This window comes from Rhodoblastus sp. (assembly GCF_052145335.1).
Taxonomy (GTDB): domain Bacteria; phylum Pseudomonadota; class Alphaproteobacteria; order Rhizobiales; family Beijerinckiaceae; genus Rhodoblastus.
Map to the genome: position 1 here is coordinate 1 of NZ_JBKQOU010000106.1, position 15,592 is coordinate 15,592.

A 15,592-nucleotide genomic window follows, 5' to 3' on the forward strand; every position below is an offset into this window, starting at 1 on the left:
GCTCAATCGCTGCTGGCGCGGCGACCGTTTCGTGCGCGCCTTCGCCGACGATGGCGCGGAGTTTCTGCCGATGGGCGCGATGTCCTCCGCCTGGCCGTCGCTGTCGGGCGCCGCGCCGAGCGAAAGGGGGCGCAAGGCGTTGGAGAACGGTTTGCTGGCGCTCGACAAGGGCGACCGCGTGCTGCTGGTGACGCCGCCCTATGACGAAAATTCAAAACCCTTCCCGGGCCGCAGCGCCGATTATCCGCCCGGCGTGCGCGAGAACGGCGGCCAATATACCCACGGCTCGTCCTGGTTCGTCGACGCCTTGGCGAAGCTCGGCGAAAACGCGGCGAGGGAGGGCGACAATGCCCAGGCGCTCAAGGATTTCTCGCGCGCTTTCGAAGTTTGGGTCTCGCTTTCGCCGTTGAGCAAGACCGGGCCGGACAAGATCGATATCTACGGCCTGCCGCCGCACCAGCAGCCGGCGGATATCTACGACGGCCCCGGCCATGCGGGCCGCGGCGGCTGGTCCTGGTACACCGGCGCCGCCGCGCGGATGACCTCCGCCGCCTATGCCCTCCTTGGCGTCAAGCTGGAGGAGGGCGAGCTGAAACTGCGGCCCGACGCTTTTGCGGACAAGGCCGGGCTGCAGTTGAAGAGCGTGACTTTCAAAGGGAAGAAACACGTGGCCAGCGAGACGGCGGCGGAATTGCTTCGGAACTGAACGCTTTGTGGCCGCGCCCGGGCTTCAGCGGGTGCGCGCCGCCAAGGCGTTCCAGGCTGCGAGGGAATCCATGTAGTCCCTCCAGTGCGCGATCTTCCGGTTTTCGATCCTGACGATTGAGCAGAACCGGTTGTCGTATTTTGCGCCCGTCGCGAGGATGGTTCCGTGCACTTCGTATTCGATGACGACGACACGGCTGTCGTCGGCCTTGTGGACCGTCAGCTTGTCGGCGGATTGAAGCGCGATGTTGTCGACATAGCCCCTGAACAGGGCCATCAGGTCGTCCCGCCCCTGGACGACGCGAGGCCAGCCGGGGAAGTCGTAGAGGACCTCGTAGACGACGTCATCGGCGAGGATGTCGAAGAAATGCTCGCCGTCGACGAGGCCGCCCAGCGCGCCCCGAACCAGGGTGAAGTATGGCTCGGCGGGCGCGTAAACCGCAAATTTGGCTTTCGGCATTCCGGACTTTCTTTGCGCTTGGCGTTGTTGCTTACAAAAGGATGGTGGAACCCGCTGGATATTACCCCGTCGGAACGACGCTGCCGAAACTGGCCTGATGGCACAGGATCGATTTTCGTCGCGCCGCCTTTCTGCGGGCGAACCGGTCCGCGGCGCGATTCGTGCCGGGCAGGAAGGTCAGGCCGCCGATGCCCTTCCAATAGGCGTTGAGCGCCAGTTGCTGGTCGAACGCCGGCGAATTGGTCATGACGTTATATTGCTTGCCGTGGTGAATGACGAGCTTGCCGTCCACATATTCGAAAATCGCCGAGTCGCCGCTGGCGTCGGAGATCGACAGGTGCAGCGCCGCGGCGCTGCCGTTCGGCAGGGTTGGGGCGAGAATCGAGAAGGGCCCGGCGCGCAAGGCTTCCACTGCCTCGGCCACCGTCGCGTAATTGTCGAGCGCATATTGCGCCCAGAGCGAGATTGACAGGAAGGGGCCGTTCGCCTTCGGCGTTCCGTAATCGGATTCCGCCAGATAAAGCAAATTGGCGACGAGGCCTTTTTCATTCATGCCGTCGGTGCTGCCGGCTTCGTAGCCGGCGACGATGACGCTGCCATATTTCGAGGTCCAGGCAATGGATTTCGGGCCCGAGGCGCCATCACGCTCCATGCCCGCCGGAAACAGGTAGAGATTGGACTTCATGTCCTCTTGCCAGTCCATGTTGCGGCCGGTGATGACCGTCTTGTCGTCGGCGACATAGAGGGTCCGGGTGCAGGCGAAGGCCGAAGCAATGGATGAGCTGGCCAGCAGCGCGGCGAGCATAATTTTGTTCATCCGTGAAAAGGGCTTCGTCACCGAATTCCTCCAGGGCGTTGCGCCCCTTTATCCGCCAGACGCCCGGCATGAGCAACGGCATCCTTGTCTATGCCTTGATCAATTGCGCCAGTTCGCGGCGCAACTGTTCGGCGCTCAATGGCTTGTGCAGCATTTTGAAGCCGCTGGCCTCGATTTCGGCGATGCACTCGACGGCGGTATCGCCCGTCAGCACCAAGACGGCAATGGGGCGGCCAGCCACCCGCTGGATCTCCCTGGCCGTTTCAATGCCGGTCAGGCCCGCGCCAAGCCGATAGTCGGCGACGATCGCGGCGAAAGACCAAGCCTGCTTCTCAGCAAGTTCAAGTGCGTCCTCGCCGCAAACAGCGGACAAAGTCTCGTAGCCAAATTGCTTCAGCATTGCTTCAAGGCCAATGCGAACGACCGCGTTGTCTTCGACGATCAGGACGCGGCCGCCTGGATCGTCGATTGGAGCGCTTACAGCGACAACGGGAGCGGCATCGTGGACCCGCGGCAGGGACAGCGAGAAGCGGGAGCCGCGGCCAACCCTTGAAGCCACGTCGACCTGCGTCCCCAAAAGGCTGGCGATACGGCTAACGATGGCCAATCCCAACCCCAGGCCCTGGTCAAGGTCGCGGCCCGGATTGCCCAGTTGATGGAATTCCTCGAAAATTTCGGCTTGCTTGTCGGCGGCAATGCCGATGCCGGTGTCGATGACGTCGATTCTGACCAGCTCGCCCCTGCGGCGCATGGCCAACAGGATACCGCCTTCTTCTGTGTAGCGCAGCGCGTTTTCGATCAGATTGCGCAAGGCGCGCTCCAGCAGGGCGGGATCGGTGCGCGCTTGCCAGTCTCTCGTGACCATACGGAATTCAAGGCCCCTGTCTGCCGCTTTCGGCGTATATTCGGCCGCCAGGCGCTCGACGAGCGCGCCGAGGTCGACGCATTCCGCGATCGGCGCCACCACCCCGGCGTCGAGGCGGGAGATGTCGAGGACGCTGGTGAGCAGACCGTGAAGGCCGTCCACCGCCATCCGCATCATTCTCGCGGTTTCCATGGCTTTTGGCCGGCTGGCGACCTGCCGCTCGATGACGGAGAGCAGCAGCACCAGCGATTGCACGGGCTGCCGCAGATCGTGGCTGGCCGCCGCCAGGAATTTGGACTTGGCCTGATTGGCGTGCTCGGCCTCGGACTTGGCGGCGACCAGTTCGCGTTCAATCTCCTTCTGGTCGGAAATATCGCGAAAATAGACCGAAATGCCGCCCTCGCGCGTGGGATAGACGCTGAAATTCGTCCATTGATCGCTTATCGGCGAAATACATTCGAAATTGATAGCCTGTTTCCCCTCCATCACCTGCCGGTAATGGGCCTGCACCGGCGTCTCGCGGAGCTTGGGGAAGACATCGAAAATGCATCGCCCGAGCACGTCCTCGTGGTTTTTCTTGAGCAGCCTTTCGGCTTGCGCGTTGAAATAGGCAAAGCGCCATTGCGCATCGAGGGCGTAAAAACCATCGCCGATGCTGGCGAGAATTTCATCCGCCTTCTCCTTGGCCGCGGCGAGCGCATTTCTGGTCTCGACCTGCGACGTGATATCGAGACTGGTGACAAAGGCTCTAACCGGTCGGCCATCGCCGCCGGATTCTGTCTTGGCGACGCTCTCCATCCAGCGCACGACGCCGTCGTCGCCGATCAGGCGGTATTCGACCCGGTCCATCGCGACGCCAGCCAGCAATTGTCTGTAGGCTTGCATCAGGCGCGGATGATCGGCGAGGGCGGCATGGGCCATCAAACTCGAAAACCCGGTTCCAATGGCGCCGCCGGTGGCCGGGATGCGCGGCTTGTAGCCCGTCACGCGCGCGAAGTTTTCGGCCAGCATGACCTGATCGTTGATGAGATCGAAGTCGGCATAGGTGAGGCCGGCGGCGTCGGCCGCATGACGCAGGCGGCTCTGGCTGATCCGCAACACAGCTTCGCTTTCGCGCAGCGCCAGCTCCGAATGTTTGCGATCCGTGATGTCCTCGGAACTTACAAGAATTCCGCCAATGCCGCCCTGGCCATCGCGCCAAGGCCGAGCCTCCCATTTGATCCACTTGAACGAACCGTCCGCTTGTCTGATCGGCTCGCCGTCCGAGCACTCGACAGCGCCGGCGAGGCAACGTTTGTGCGCGGCCTTCCAGGCGTCCGGAATATCCGGATAAAGCTCGTAATAGCTGCTGCCGATGGGCGTTTGCGTGAGACCGAAAGGCTCCAATGAGCGCTTGCTGGCCGCCAGATAGCGCATATGGCGGTCGAACACGGCGATGGAAACGGGGGCGTGCTCGATGAACAGGTTCAACCGATGCTCGCTGTCGCGCCGCCGCTCGTCAGCCAGTTTACGCAACGCCACTTCGGCGCTGAGCATAAGACTGGGGACGACCGCCCCGATCGCGAACATCGCCACCAACAGGAAGGAAGCGTTGACGGCGGGATGCGCCAAGGGTCCGGTCGCCGTCGCCGCGCCCCAGATTGCGAAACAAGCCAACACCAATCCCGCGGTCGCGGTGTCGCGTGGTCCCCGGCGCAACGCCGCCCACAGCAGCGGAACGATCGCAAGAAAACCCATCGGAGCCTGGTCGCCGACCGCGCCGACCGGACTGAAGGCGACGAGACCGACCGCCGCCGAGGCTGCAATCAGCGCCGCGGTCTTGGCGAATTCCCTGGAGCCGAAATTTCCGGGGCCAGGCGTCATCCAAAGCACGATGACAGGCGCCAGCAGGAGGGCGCTCGCGAAATCGCCGATCCACCAGGTCAGCCAGACCGAATGGAATTGGCCGGGCGGGACATACCCGCCAAGCCGCAGCGCCGAAACGCCAATCGTGGCGCTGATCAGCGTCGCCGGTCCTATGCTGACAAGAGCGAATTTCGCCACATCCACGGGGGCGCCAAACGGATTCGCGCCGCCGCAGCATTTCCTGATCAGAGTGGCGCCAACCAGGGCCTCAAGCGTATTGCCCGTGGCGATGGCCATTGAGGTTGTCAGGGAGCCAGCCGTGGTGGCGTTGGCGGCCAGCGCCGCTACGAACACCGCCGGCCAGACGCGATATCCCCGCAACAGCATCATGGCGAGGGCAAAGCCGGTCGGCGGCCAAATCGGGCTGGCGCTTGGATTCAGCGAAGCCAATGCAAGGCCGAGTTTCGCGAGTGCGAAGTAAACAACCGCGACGCCGACGAGCTCGGCGGCATGGCGTTTCGCACCAAAGCGAACCGGTCCCGAATTGGCCAAATTCGAAGGCGTCATACCACGCTTACCGTAAGCTGGACGGCCGCGCTCCACGTTTCAGCCGATGGAAGCGCCGAAGATGTTGCTCTTAGCACCCCTGCGTTATTTAACCAATGACAAGCGACAGTTTCAGAAATGAATTCATCACCTTCGCGAAAACATTGGGCAGCGCGACAGTTGTTTACCGGGGAGGGTGGGGTTCGGGTCAATCCAGCGTCTGCCGGAAGCGAGCCACCGCGACCGTCATCGCAACCAGCGTGAAGGCGGCCAGCGCGCCGGTGTCGGCGGCGAGATCGGCAAAGCCGGCGCCTTTCAGCATTACGCCGCGCACGATGCGCAGATAATGGGTGAGCGGCAGGATCGAGCCGACGTCCTGCGCCCATGGGGGCATGCCGCGAAACGGGAACATGAAGCCCGACAGCAGGATGCTCGGCAGGAAGAAGAAGAAGCTCATCTGCATCGCCTGCAACTGGTTCTTGGCGATGGTCGAAAACGTATAGCCGACCGAAAGATTGGCGACGATGAACAGCATGGTCAGGACGACGAACGTGCCGAGATTGCCGACCACCGGAACATTGAAGATGAAACGCGCGGCGCCGGCGATCAGCGTCATCTGGAAAAAGCCCACCGCCGCATAGGGCAGGATCTTGCCCAGCATGATCTCGACCGGATTGATCGGCATGGCGAGCAGGCTCTCCATCGTGCCGCGCTCGATCTCGCGCGTCACCGAAAGAGCGGTGAAAATCAGCATGGTCAAAGTCAGGATGGTGCCGACGAGTCCCGGCACGATGTTCAGCCGCGTCTCGCCGGCCGGATTGTAGCGCTTCTGCAGCCGCACCTCGTATGGCGCGGGCCTGGACTCCAGTTTGGCGAGCGGGCCGGTCAGTTCGCGGGTGAAAACCTGCGCCGCCATGCCGTTCAAGGCCATCTGGGCGCCGTTGACGGCGGTCGGGTCGGCGGCGTCGGCGATGACCAGCACGGCGGGATTTTCCCCGCGCGCCAGACGGCGGGCGAAATCCTGCGGAATCTCGATGACGAAATTGACGGCGCCGGACAGCATCTTCGGGTCGATCTCTTCCGGCCCGGATAGAGTGTAGCGCAGGTCGAAATAATCGGTGGCCCGCAAGGCGGTGATGAACAGGCGCGAATAAGCGCTGTGGTCGTTGTCGAGCACGGCGGTCGGCAGGTGCTTGGGATCGGAGTTGATCGCGAAGCCGAACAGGATGAGCTGCATCACCGGGATCATGATCATGGTGGCGAAGGTCAACCGGTCGCGCCGGAGCTGAATCAATTCCTTGATGAAGACGGCGGAGAGCCGCCGCATCGAGGCGCGAAAGCGCGACAACAGGCTGGCCCGGGCGCTCATTGATAATTGTCCTGCGCGCGCGTCATCAGATCGATGAACACGTCTTCGAGACTGGGCTCGTCGCGTGTCCAGACGCGTCCCTCCGCCTGAAAATCCGTGGCGACGCGGTCGAGCGCCGCGCCATCGCGGCCGGCGACATGCAGGCTCGCGCCAAAGGGCGCGACCATTTCGACGCCCGGCGCCGCTTTCAGCTTCTCCGCCAGATCGCCGAGATCGTCGCCGGTGACCGTATAGGTCGAGAGTTTCGCGCCGGCGACGATTTCCTTCACCGTTCCCTGCACCAGCAGATGGCCGTAGGCGATATAGGCGATCTCGTGACAGCGCTCGGCTTCGTCCATGTAATGGGTCGAGACCAGAACCGTCAGCCCGTCGCGGGCCAGACCGTGAATCTCGTCCCAGAAATCGCGCCGCGCCTTGGGATCGACGCCGGCCGTGGGCTCGTCGAGCAACAGGAGTTCGGGCTTGGGCATGATGCAGGCGCCGAGCGCCAGCCTTTGTTTCCAGCCGCCGGACAATTCCCCGGCGAGCTGGTCCTTCCGTCCGCCGAGGCCCAGTTTTTCGATGGTTTCGCTGGCGCTCGAGGCGGGATCGGGCAGGCCGAACACACGGCCGATGAATTCGAGATTTTCCCGGATGGTCAGGTCGGAATAGAGCGAGAATCGTTGCGTCATATAGCCGGTGCGGCGCTTGATTTCGGTCTGCTCGGTCAGGATGTCGTAGCCGAGGCACAGGCCGGTCCCGGAATCCGGCGTCAATAGCCCGCAGAGCATGCGGATGGTGGTGGTCTTGCCGCTGCCGTTGGGGCCGAGAAAGCCGTGGATGCGGCCGCGCCGCACCTGCATCGACAGGTTCTCGACCACAACCTTGCCATCGAAACTTTTCGACAGGTTGCGCACGTCGATGACAATGTCGGATTGGCCATTGGGCGCCGCGCTCATGGCGCTTTTCCCGATTCAGCGAGGCGGGCGGAGATCGGCAGGCCGAGCGGCAAGCTCAAGTTGTCGCCGTCCGGACGCGCATCGATGCGGAACACCAGCTTGCCGCGCTCTTGCAGGGAAAAGATCACCGGCGGGGTGAATTCGGCCTGTTGCGAAATATAGATCACGCGGGTTTCGAGGCCGGCGGGACAGTTGTCGCAGGAAACGGCGACTTTCGCGCCGAGCGAAAATCTCGCCAGCTGTGTTTCTGGAACGTAGAAACGGATTTTCCTGTTTTCCGGCGGCAGCAGGGCGAGCACCGGCTGGCCGGCGGCGACGACCTCGCCGGGCCAGAAAAAAACGTCCTGGATGATCCCGTCCTCGGGCGCATGGACGCTCTGGCGGCCGATGCGCGTTTCGATCTGCTGCAATTGCGCCTGGTCTTCGGAAATCGCGGCTTCGGCGGCGGCGATCTCATGCGTGCGCGAGGGCAGAAGCGCCGCGTCGATCTGGCGCTGCGCCTCGGCGACGGCGGCCTTGTCGCGATCGAGGGCGAATTTCGCCTGGTCGCGCGCCGCCACCGTGGTCGCGCCCTTGGGCAGCAGGTAAACCTGTCGGTCGTATTCGGTCTGCGACAGAACCAGCGAGGCGTCGGCGCGGGCGAGGGTCGCCTTGAGCACGGCGATCTGTTCGGGCCGGTTCAGCGCAGCCTTGAGGTTTTCCAGATTCGCCTGCGCCTGTTCGACTCGCGCCACCGCTTCGGCGCGCTGCTCGTCGAGCACCGGCGTCGCCATGGTGAACAGCAGCGCGCCCTTTTTGACCTGTGAGCCCGGCTGGACTTCGAGTTGCGCCAGCCTTTCGCCTTCGATCGGCCCGATCTGCGACAGATCGCCTTCGACGTAGCCTTCAAAGATATCGGGCGACTTGCCGGGGGCGAAAATTTTCGAGGCGGCCCAGCCGAGCACGATCAGCGCGGCCGCTATGGCGACGAAGCGAAGTCGTTTGTTCATGCGGGAGTCCTCGTTATGGCGCGCAGCAGCAGATCGAAATGCGCCTCGAGCATGGCGCGCGCGTCGAGCGTTTCGATGCGGCTGAAAACGACCGCCCAGATCACTGCGACCAGGGCCGGGGCCATGGCGAGTTGCGGAAAGCGCGCCAGTTCGTCGGATTTGAATTCGCCGCTGTCGATTCCCTTGGCGACGATCGCGCGCATCAGCCTCATGCCGCGCGAAATGATCTCGCTGTGGTAGAAATCGGCGATGGCCGGAAAGCGCGCGCCTTCCGAGAGCACCAGATGCAGCACGCGACGACGGTCGCCATCCTCGATCGCATTGGCGATGACCCGGCCCATCATGCGCAGCATTTCACTGGCGGAGGCGGGCGAGACCGCGACGGCCTGTTCGAAATTCGCCAGCACCACGCCGATGGTCGATTTGACGATGGCTTCGAACAGATCTTCCTTGGATTTGAAATAGAGATAGATCGTGCCCTTGGCGACGCCCGCCGCCTGGGCGACATCGTCGAGCCGCGCCGCGGCAAATCCTTTGGCGGCGAAAACATCCAGCGCCGCGGCGCGGATGGTTCGCATCCGCTCCTCGCGCTCGGCCTCGGTGCGCGCCTGCTTGCGCATGGATTGTCCTTCGATTTATCTCGCAATCATAATATGACTGACTATACAGTCATATATATCGCCGACAAGCGCAATGCGGCATTGATCGGCGTCAAGGATTGGACGCGGGCCGGGATTAAGCTGATAATAGGCAGCGCGATAAAAGCGCAGAAACTTGGAGGCGACGATGTTGGCATCCGAAATCATGACCAGGGAGGTCAAGACCATCGGCCCCGAGGCGACTATCGACGAAGCCATCGCGATGCTGTTATCGACGCGTGTTTCCGGCATGCCGGTGGTCGACGCCGGGGGCCGGTTGGTCGGCGTGGTCAGCGAAGGCGATTTTCTCCATCGCGCCGAGATCGGCGCCGCCAGGCGCAAGCCGCGCTGGATCGAATTTCTGCTCGGTCCCGGCGATATCGCTGAATCCTACGTGCTCAGCCACGGCCGCAAAGTGTGTGAAGTGATGACGCGCGATGTCGCGACGGTCGAGGAATCGGCGCCGCTGACCGAGATCGTCGAAATCATGGAGAAGCGCCGGGTCAAGCGCCTGCCGGTGGTCAGCGGCGAACATCTGGTCGGCATCATCACCCGCGCCGACCTGTTGCGCGCCTTGTCCGCGGCCTTCGCCGCCAAGCCGGCGCCGACCCCGGCCGAATGCACCGACAAGGCGATCCTCGACAGGCTGATGGCGGAATTGAAGGCGCAGGGTTTTGCTTCGCCGCGCACGCTCGATGTCGCGGTGGATCATGGCGTGGTGACCCTGAAGGGCGAGATTTTCGACGAGAGGCAGCGTCAGGCTTTGGTCGTCGCCGCCGAAAATATCGGCGGCGTCACCAAGGTCGTCGACCAACTGGTGTGGATCGAGCCTTTCTCCGGCATGACCATCGGCAAGATCGAATAGAGGCGCCTACAGCCTACAGTCGAACATGGCGGGCGAGGCTTGCCGCCCGCCGCGCCGTGTCGCGGTCGATCGGCCCTTCGATTGATTTGAGATAGGCCAATGTTTCCTGCAGCAGCGGCGAGTTTTTCGGCGCGAAATCGGCATCCGCGGCGGCCAGCGCGCCGTCCAGGCTACGGCGATCTTCGGGCGACGCGCCGAGGTCCGCGGCGAGGAACAGAGCGAGCGCCGCCTTGAGGCCCACCGGGGCGCCCGCCGCCGGCCGCAGGAAGCGGAAAAGGTTGCGCAGCCGCTTTTGCAGGCGCGGCGACCCGCCGGCCAAAGGCGCCAGAGCGTCGACGATCCGCGTTTCCGACGACGACAACGGCGTATCGAGCGGCGTCAGGGCGAGCGGCCTTTCGCCGCTTTTTCCGGCGTCGAGCCGCAAGGGCAATTGGATGCGCCGGACGAGGCTGGCCCCCCGCGACGGGCCGAAGGTCTCCGGGTCCAGCGCGTAAACCGTGACAAAACCCGGCCGCGCCAGCAGATCGTGCAGACGGTCGAACAAGGAGGCGGGCTCATTGGCCGCCTCGAAACCGTCGACCGTGACGATCAAGCGGTCGGGCGCCTCGATGGACTTGGGCGCGTCGGGATTGGTTCTGGCGATCAGGCCGGACAGGCACTCGACGAAGCCGCGGGAAAATTCGCGCTTTTGCGTGGCGGCGTCGGTTTCGAGAAACAACGGGGGATGTCGCGAGGCGCCGGCGGCGGCGGCGCGCCGTTCGGCCTCGGCCGCCTGTTTGGCGAAGGCCGCGGTCTCGGCTCCGATCAGGTCGACGCTGCGCGCCTGATGCGCCAGCATATGGTCGAGTTCGTGGCGTTTAGACGCCACATCCTCGTCGAGCAGGCCGGCGCCGTGGAACAAGGGCTGCATGAAACTGAAGGCCCGCCACAGGTTCAGGCCGAGCAGCGCCAGACCGAGCAGGGCGAAAAGCTGGCCCGCCGTCGGCAGCCAGTCGAGATGGCCGCCGACGTATTCGCCCGCCTGCGCGCCTGGCGAACCGGCATAGGAAAAAGCGCCGAGCCAGAGTTTTTTATTGGCCGTGAGCCAGCCGGCGCCCCAGTTCAGGGCGAAACAGAGGGCGGCGTAAACCAGCAGCGAGACCTGGCCGCGAAAAGCGTAAACGGCGCGCGAGCAGGCGATCAATCGCGCGGAAAGGCCGCCGGTCTCGGCGAGGTCGCGGACGAGATCCTTGAAATTGGCGAGAGAATCGCCCGAAAAGCCGAAACGTCGCAGGCGCGGCTCGAAGGCGCCGCGCAGCCGCCGGACGTAGGAATCGACGCGCGAACCGGGCGTGTCGTAGAGCAGGGTTTCGGTCAAGGCGGCGCGGCGCGCTTCGGTCTGCGCCAGATTCTGCCGCTCCTGCATCAGCTTGCGGCGCAAGGCGTCGAGTTTTTCGTGCGCGGCGCGCGCATAGGCGCCCGCGTCGGCGCCCATATGAGCGCCTTCCTGCGCCGCCTCATTGGCGAGAGCCGGATAGCGCGTCGACAAAGCGCGATAGAGCGCCGCGGCGAGGGCGCGTTCGGGCTCAGCGGCCAGATCGCCGGCCCGCAGCGCCACGACCGGCGCGCCGGACGAGCCGAGATTTTCAGTCAGCCAGCGCAAGGCGCTGGTCTTGCCGCCGCCCGCCGGGGCGATCAGGCCTGCGGCGAAAGGCGTCGGCGTATCGCGGCGGCGCAGCAGATCGGCGAGCCGGCCCAGCAGCGCCTGGGTTTGCGCGGGCAAAGAGAAACGCGCCGGCGCCATCGGGGCGTCGTCCTCGAAGGGCGGCGGGGCCGCGGCGACGGGAGGCGCTGTGACGGTGACCGGAGGCGCCACAGCGGGGGCAAGACCGGCCGCGGGCGCTTGTTCGGGGGTGCGGAAAAAATTCGCCGGCAATTGCGGCTCCGCCCTTTGCGGCGCGGCGGCGGCAAAAAAATCGGGGTTGCGATTCTCGGGATCGACGTTGGACAAATCATGCACTCCCAATAGTTGCGCGCGGCTTCATTTTAGCTTCAATAGCGCAATGGCGGATCAGGAATAGGGCTAAAAGCGGTTTTTTTGAGTGGCCGAACTATCTTCGCGCCGCTGGACCGGCGCAAGTCCTCCCGCTAAAACCATGCCCGACCCAATTGGCGGCTTGCCGGACGGCAAGCGCCCAAGTTTTCATCGCCTTTCGCCCAAGGTCTCCCGCCTTCGGCGAAAAGCCCCAATCGGAAAGCAATCACGCCCATGGCGCCGCAGTTCGTCTACCATATGCAGGGTCTCACCAAAACCTGGCCCGGCGGCAAGAAGGTTTTGGACAATGTCCATCTGGCCTTCTATCCCGACGCCAAAATCGGCGTGCTTGGCGTCAACGGCGCCGGCAAGTCGACGCTTCTGCGCATCATGGCCGGGATCGACAAGGAATTTTCCGGCGAAGGCTTCGTCGCCGAAGGGGCGCGCGTCGGCTATCTGCCGCAGGAGCCCAAACTCGACGAATCGCTCGACGTGCGCGGCAATTGCATGCTCGGCGTGGCGGACAAGAAGGCCGTTCTCGACCGTTACAACGAACTGGCGATGAATTATTCCGACGAGACCGCCGACGAGATGACCGAACTGCAGGACGAGATCGAGGCCAAGGGCCTGTGGGATCTCGACAGCCAGGTCGAGCAGGCGATGGACGCGCTCGGCTGTCCGCCCGACGGCTGGGCGGTCGAAAAACTGTCCGGCGGCGAGCGCCGCCGCGTCGCCTTGTGCAAGCTGCTGCTGGAACAGCCGGAACTGCTGCTGCTCGACGAGCCGACCAACCATCTCGACGCCGAGACGGTGAACTGGCTCGAAGGCCATTTGCGCGCCTATCCCGGCGCCATCTTGATCGTCACCCATGACCGTTATTTCCTCGACAATGTCACCAGCTGGATTCTCGAACTCGATCGCGGCCGCGGCATCCCCTACGAGGGCAATTATTCGAGCTGGCTCAAGCAGAAGCAGAAGCGGCTCGCCCAGGAGGGCCGCGAAGACGAGGCTCGCCAGCGCGCCATCGAGGCGGAAAGCGAATGGATCGCCGCCAGCCCGAAGGCGCGCCAGGCCAAGTCCAAGGCGCGTATCCAGCGCTACGACGATCTGGTCGCCAGGCAGAACGACAAGGGCCCGACGACCGCGCAGATCGTCATTCCGGTGGCCGAGCGTCTGGGCCAGAACGTCATCGAGTTCAGCCATCTGTCGAAGGGTTTCGGCGACAAGCTGTTGATCGACGATCTGAGCTTCAAGCTGCCGCCCGGCGGCATCGTCGGCGTCATCGGCCCGAACGGCGCCGGCAAGACCACGCTGTTCCGCATGATCACCGGTCAGGACAAGCCGGATTCCGGCGAGATCAAGATCGGCGAAAGCGTGCAGCTCGGCTATGTCGACCAGTCGCGCGACTCGCTCGACGGCAAGAAGAACGTCTGGGAGGAAATCTCCGGCGGCAATGACATCATCTATCTCGGCAAGCGCGAGATCAATTCGCGCGGCTATTGCTCGACGTTCAATTTCAAGGGCTCCGACCAGCAGAAAAAAGTCGAAATGCTGTCGGGCGGCGAGCGCAACCGCGTGCATCTGGCGAAAATGCTGAAAAAAGGCGCCAATGTCCTGCTGCTGGATGAGCCGACCAACGATCTCGACGTCGACACCCTTCGCGCACTGGAAGAAGCCCTGGCGGATTACGCCGGCTGCGCGGTCATCATCTCGCATGACCGCTTCTTCCTCGACCGCGTCGCCACCCACATGCTGGCTTTCGAAGGCGACAGCCATGTCGAATGGTTTGAAGGCAATTTCGCCGAATACGAGGAAGACAAGAAGCGCCGGCTTGGCGCGGACAGCATCATCCCCCACCGGATGAAGTACAAGAAGTTTTCGCGCTGAGTTTTCCGTGAGATTGGTAATGTCGGGAGCCTGGCCGGGAGGCCCGGCTTTTATGCATATTGATCCGACGCAAACGTCATTGCGAGCCATATGGCGCGCTTCGCGCGCCCGCTAAATCCGAAGCTCGGCGTTTCGCGCCAAGCTATGGCGAAGAGACGCGACGGCAGAACTGATTGTCAAAGGTTGATCGATAAGCGGAAGATCATACCAGGATACGCGAGGTCCGGTCTCTCCATTCGTTGGCGAAGCGCCGCAATTCGACAGCGGGCGACCGGGTCAGTTGAGAATTGACAGCGCCTGGTCGAGATCGGCGACAAGGTCTTCGGCGTTCTCGATCCCCACCGACAAGCGAATGAGGGCGGGAGTAATGCCTAGCCTCAACTTTTCTTCTGCCGCCAGGTCGGAATGGGTCATTGTCGCCGGGTGGCTGGCCAAGGACTCCGTGCCGCCCAGCGAAACAGCAAGCTTGATGATCTTGAGGCGATCGAGCACGGCGAAGGCTTCGGTTTCACCGCCTGTGACCTCGAAGCCGAAAGTCGATCCGGCGCCTTTGCACTGGCGCTCAAACACCTCACGGTCCGGGTGATCCGCCGGCAGCAGGCCCAGGTACCAGACCGATTTGACCTGCTGGCGCCGGCTGAGAAACGCGGCGACCTGCCGGGCGTTGTCGGCTGCCGCGCTCATGCGCAGCTTCAGCGTCTCTAGCGAACGCATCAGCAGCCAGCCGGTTTCCGGGTCGCACATCGTTCCCAGGATGGTGCGCATGCCGCGGACGGGATCGAGTTTTTTCCGTGATCCCGAGCAGCACCCGGCGATCAGATCCGAATGGCCGCCGACATATTTGGTCAAAGAGGTGACGACCAGATCGGCGCCAAGATCGAGGGGCGTTTGAAACAGGGGGCCCAGCATCGTATTGTCGACGATGACGATGGGCTGGCGCGCGGTCTCGCCGATGGCGTCGGCAATGCGGCGAGCCGCCGCCACGTCGACCAGGCCATTGGTCGGATTGGCCGGGGTCTCGACATAAATGGCGCTGACGGCGCCGCGAGCCCGCGCGCTTTCCGCCGCCGCGGCCAGCGCCGCGGCGCCGCCTTCCGCAGGAAAGCCCACGGGCGTGACGCCGAATTGCGGCAGGATCTTGTTGAGCAGGAAATCTGCGCCGCCATAGACCGGATCCGAATGCAGGAGCACATCGCCCGGCCTGACATAGGCCCACAAGGTTGTGGAAATGGCCGCCATCCCCGAGGCGAAGGCCAGGCTCCCTTCCGCCGCGTCCCAGATGGCGAGGCGGTCTTCCAGCATTTCGAGATCAGGATTGTTGATGCGACTGTAGATCAGGCCCGGCTCCTCATAGGGCCGCTGCTGCCGCAGGCCGTAGGCCAACTCGAAGAATTCCTTGCCGTCCTGCGCCGAACGAAAGACGAAGGTCGAGGTGCGGAAAACCGGCGGCTTCAGCGATTGCTCGGACATGCTCGGGTCGTAGCCATACCCCATCATCAATGTCTCGGGGCTCAAGGGCCGGTCACCTAGCATGCGGCTCCGCCACTTCTTGTCCGTCATAGACAATTCTCCTGCTTTGCAAATGAAGGCCACAATTAAATCATCGCGGATTCACAACGAGATTAGGAGTCGATGTTCGCAACCTGACTCTGAC

Annotated in this window: 12 protein-coding genes; 3 read left to right on the plus strand and 9 right to left on the minus strand. The window is 63.4% G+C overall.

The features are described 5' to 3' along the window. Positions 1-706: GH36-type glycosyl hydrolase domain-containing protein (locus tag ACLP2E_RS07850; RefSeq protein WP_442465598.1), on the plus strand; the 706-nt coding region annotated here is incomplete at its 5' end. 24 nt (positions 707-730) lie between these two features. Here the strand turns inward: ACLP2E_RS07850 and ACLP2E_RS07855 are convergent. From ACLP2E_RS07855 to ACLP2E_RS07885, 7 genes are all read right to left on the minus strand, one after another. Continuing rightward, entirely contained in the window at positions 731-1,165 is a 435-nt protein-coding gene (locus ACLP2E_RS07855) for a nuclear transport factor 2 family protein (protein ID WP_442465599.1), read from the minus strand. Between the two features lie 61 nt (positions 1,166-1,226). After that, positions 1,227-1,982, minus strand: a complete 756-nt coding sequence (locus tag ACLP2E_RS07860; protein WP_442465600.1) for a linear amide C-N hydrolase — start codon at positions 1,980-1,982, stop codon at positions 1,227-1,229. Positions 1,983-2,070: 88 nt separating this feature from the next. Further along, the gene (locus ACLP2E_RS07865; protein ID WP_442465601.1) at positions 2,071-5,259 is read right to left on the minus strand and encodes an MASE1 domain-containing protein; all 3,189 of its coding nucleotides are present in this window, start codon (positions 5,257-5,259) and stop codon (positions 2,071-2,073) included. Positions 5,260-5,446: 187 nt separating this feature from the next. Then, positions 5,447-6,607, minus strand: a complete 1,161-nt coding sequence (locus ACLP2E_RS07870) for an ABC transporter permease (RefSeq protein ID WP_442461780.1) — start codon at positions 6,605-6,607, stop codon at positions 5,447-5,449. Further along, the gene (locus ACLP2E_RS07875; RefSeq protein ID WP_442461781.1) at positions 6,604-7,545 is read right to left on the minus strand and encodes an ATP-binding cassette domain-containing protein; all 942 of its coding nucleotides are present in this window, start codon (positions 7,543-7,545) and stop codon (positions 6,604-6,606) included. The genes ACLP2E_RS07870 and ACLP2E_RS07875 overlap by 4 nt, the downstream gene beginning before the upstream one ends. Continuing rightward, a complete protein-coding gene (locus tag ACLP2E_RS07880) occupies positions 7,542-8,534 on the minus strand; it encodes an HlyD family secretion protein (RefSeq protein WP_442461782.1) in 993 nt (330 codons plus the stop codon). The genes ACLP2E_RS07875 and ACLP2E_RS07880 overlap by 4 nt, the downstream gene beginning before the upstream one ends. Next, entirely contained in the window at positions 8,531-9,154 is a 624-nt protein-coding gene (locus tag ACLP2E_RS07885) for a TetR/AcrR family transcriptional regulator (protein WP_442461783.1), read from the minus strand. The genes ACLP2E_RS07880 and ACLP2E_RS07885 overlap by 4 nt, the downstream gene beginning before the upstream one ends. 166 nt (positions 9,155-9,320) lie before the next feature. Here ACLP2E_RS07885 and ACLP2E_RS07890 point away from each other — a divergent pair, with 166 nt between their 5' ends. Then, entirely contained in the window at positions 9,321-10,037 is a 717-nt protein-coding gene (locus tag ACLP2E_RS07890) for a CBS domain-containing protein (RefSeq protein ID WP_442461784.1), read from the plus strand. Positions 10,038-10,050: 13 nt separating this feature from the next. Here the strand turns inward: ACLP2E_RS07890 and ACLP2E_RS07895 are convergent, their stop codons facing one another. Beyond that, complete coding sequence (locus ACLP2E_RS07895; protein ID WP_442465602.1) at positions 10,051-12,027, minus strand: hypothetical protein; 1,977 nt, start codon at positions 12,025-12,027, stop codon at positions 10,051-10,053. Positions 12,028-12,285: 258 nt separating this feature from the next. On the opposite strand from ACLP2E_RS07895, the gene ettA reads away from it, so the two are divergent. Continuing rightward, on the plus strand, positions 12,286-13,938 hold the full coding sequence (gene ettA / locus ACLP2E_RS07900) for an energy-dependent translational throttle protein EttA (protein WP_442461786.1): 1,653 nt from the start codon (positions 12,286-12,288) through the stop codon (positions 13,936-13,938). 276 nt (positions 13,939-14,214) lie between these two features. On the opposite strand, the gene ACLP2E_RS07905 is transcribed toward ettA, so the two are convergent. After that, a complete protein-coding gene (locus ACLP2E_RS07905) occupies positions 14,215-15,498 on the minus strand; it encodes a cystathionine gamma-synthase family protein (RefSeq protein ID WP_442461787.1) in 1,284 nt (427 codons plus the stop codon). Positions 15,499-15,592: the final 94 nt, after the last annotated feature.

Coding starts and splice junctions, on each gene's coding strand:
- ACLP2E_RS07855 (WP_442465599.1), bottom strand. CDS start 1,165: ATGCCGAAAGCCAAATTTGCGGTTTACGCGCCCGCCGAGCCATACTTC.
- ACLP2E_RS07860 (WP_442465600.1), bottom strand. CDS start 1,982: ATGAACAAAATTATGCTCGCCGCGCTGCTGGCCAGCTCATCCATTGCT.
- ACLP2E_RS07865 (WP_442465601.1), bottom strand. CDS start 5,259: ATGACGCCTTCGAATTTGGCCAATTCGGGACCGGTTCGCTTTGGTGCG.
- ACLP2E_RS07870 (WP_442461780.1), bottom strand. CDS start 6,607: ATGAGCGCCCGGGCCAGCCTGTTGTCGCGCTTTCGCGCCTCGATGCGG.
- ACLP2E_RS07875 (WP_442461781.1), bottom strand. CDS start 7,545: ATGAGCGCGGCGCCCAATGGCCAATCCGACATTGTCATCGACGTGCGC.
- ACLP2E_RS07880 (WP_442461782.1), bottom strand. CDS start 8,534: ATGAACAAACGACTTCGCTTCGTCGCCATAGCGGCCGCGCTGATCGTG.
- ACLP2E_RS07885 (WP_442461783.1), bottom strand. CDS start 9,154: ATGCGCAAGCAGGCGCGCACCGAGGCCGAGCGCGAGGAGCGGATGCGA.
- ACLP2E_RS07890 (WP_442461784.1), top strand. CDS start 9,321: ATGTTGGCATCCGAAATCATGACCAGGGAGGTCAAGACCATCGGCCCC.
- ettA (WP_442461786.1), top strand. CDS start 12,286: ATGGCGCCGCAGTTCGTCTACCATATGCAGGGTCTCACCAAAACCTGG.
- ACLP2E_RS07905 (WP_442461787.1), bottom strand. CDS start 15,498: ATGACGGACAAGAAGTGGCGGAGCCGCATGCTAGGTGACCGGCCCTTG.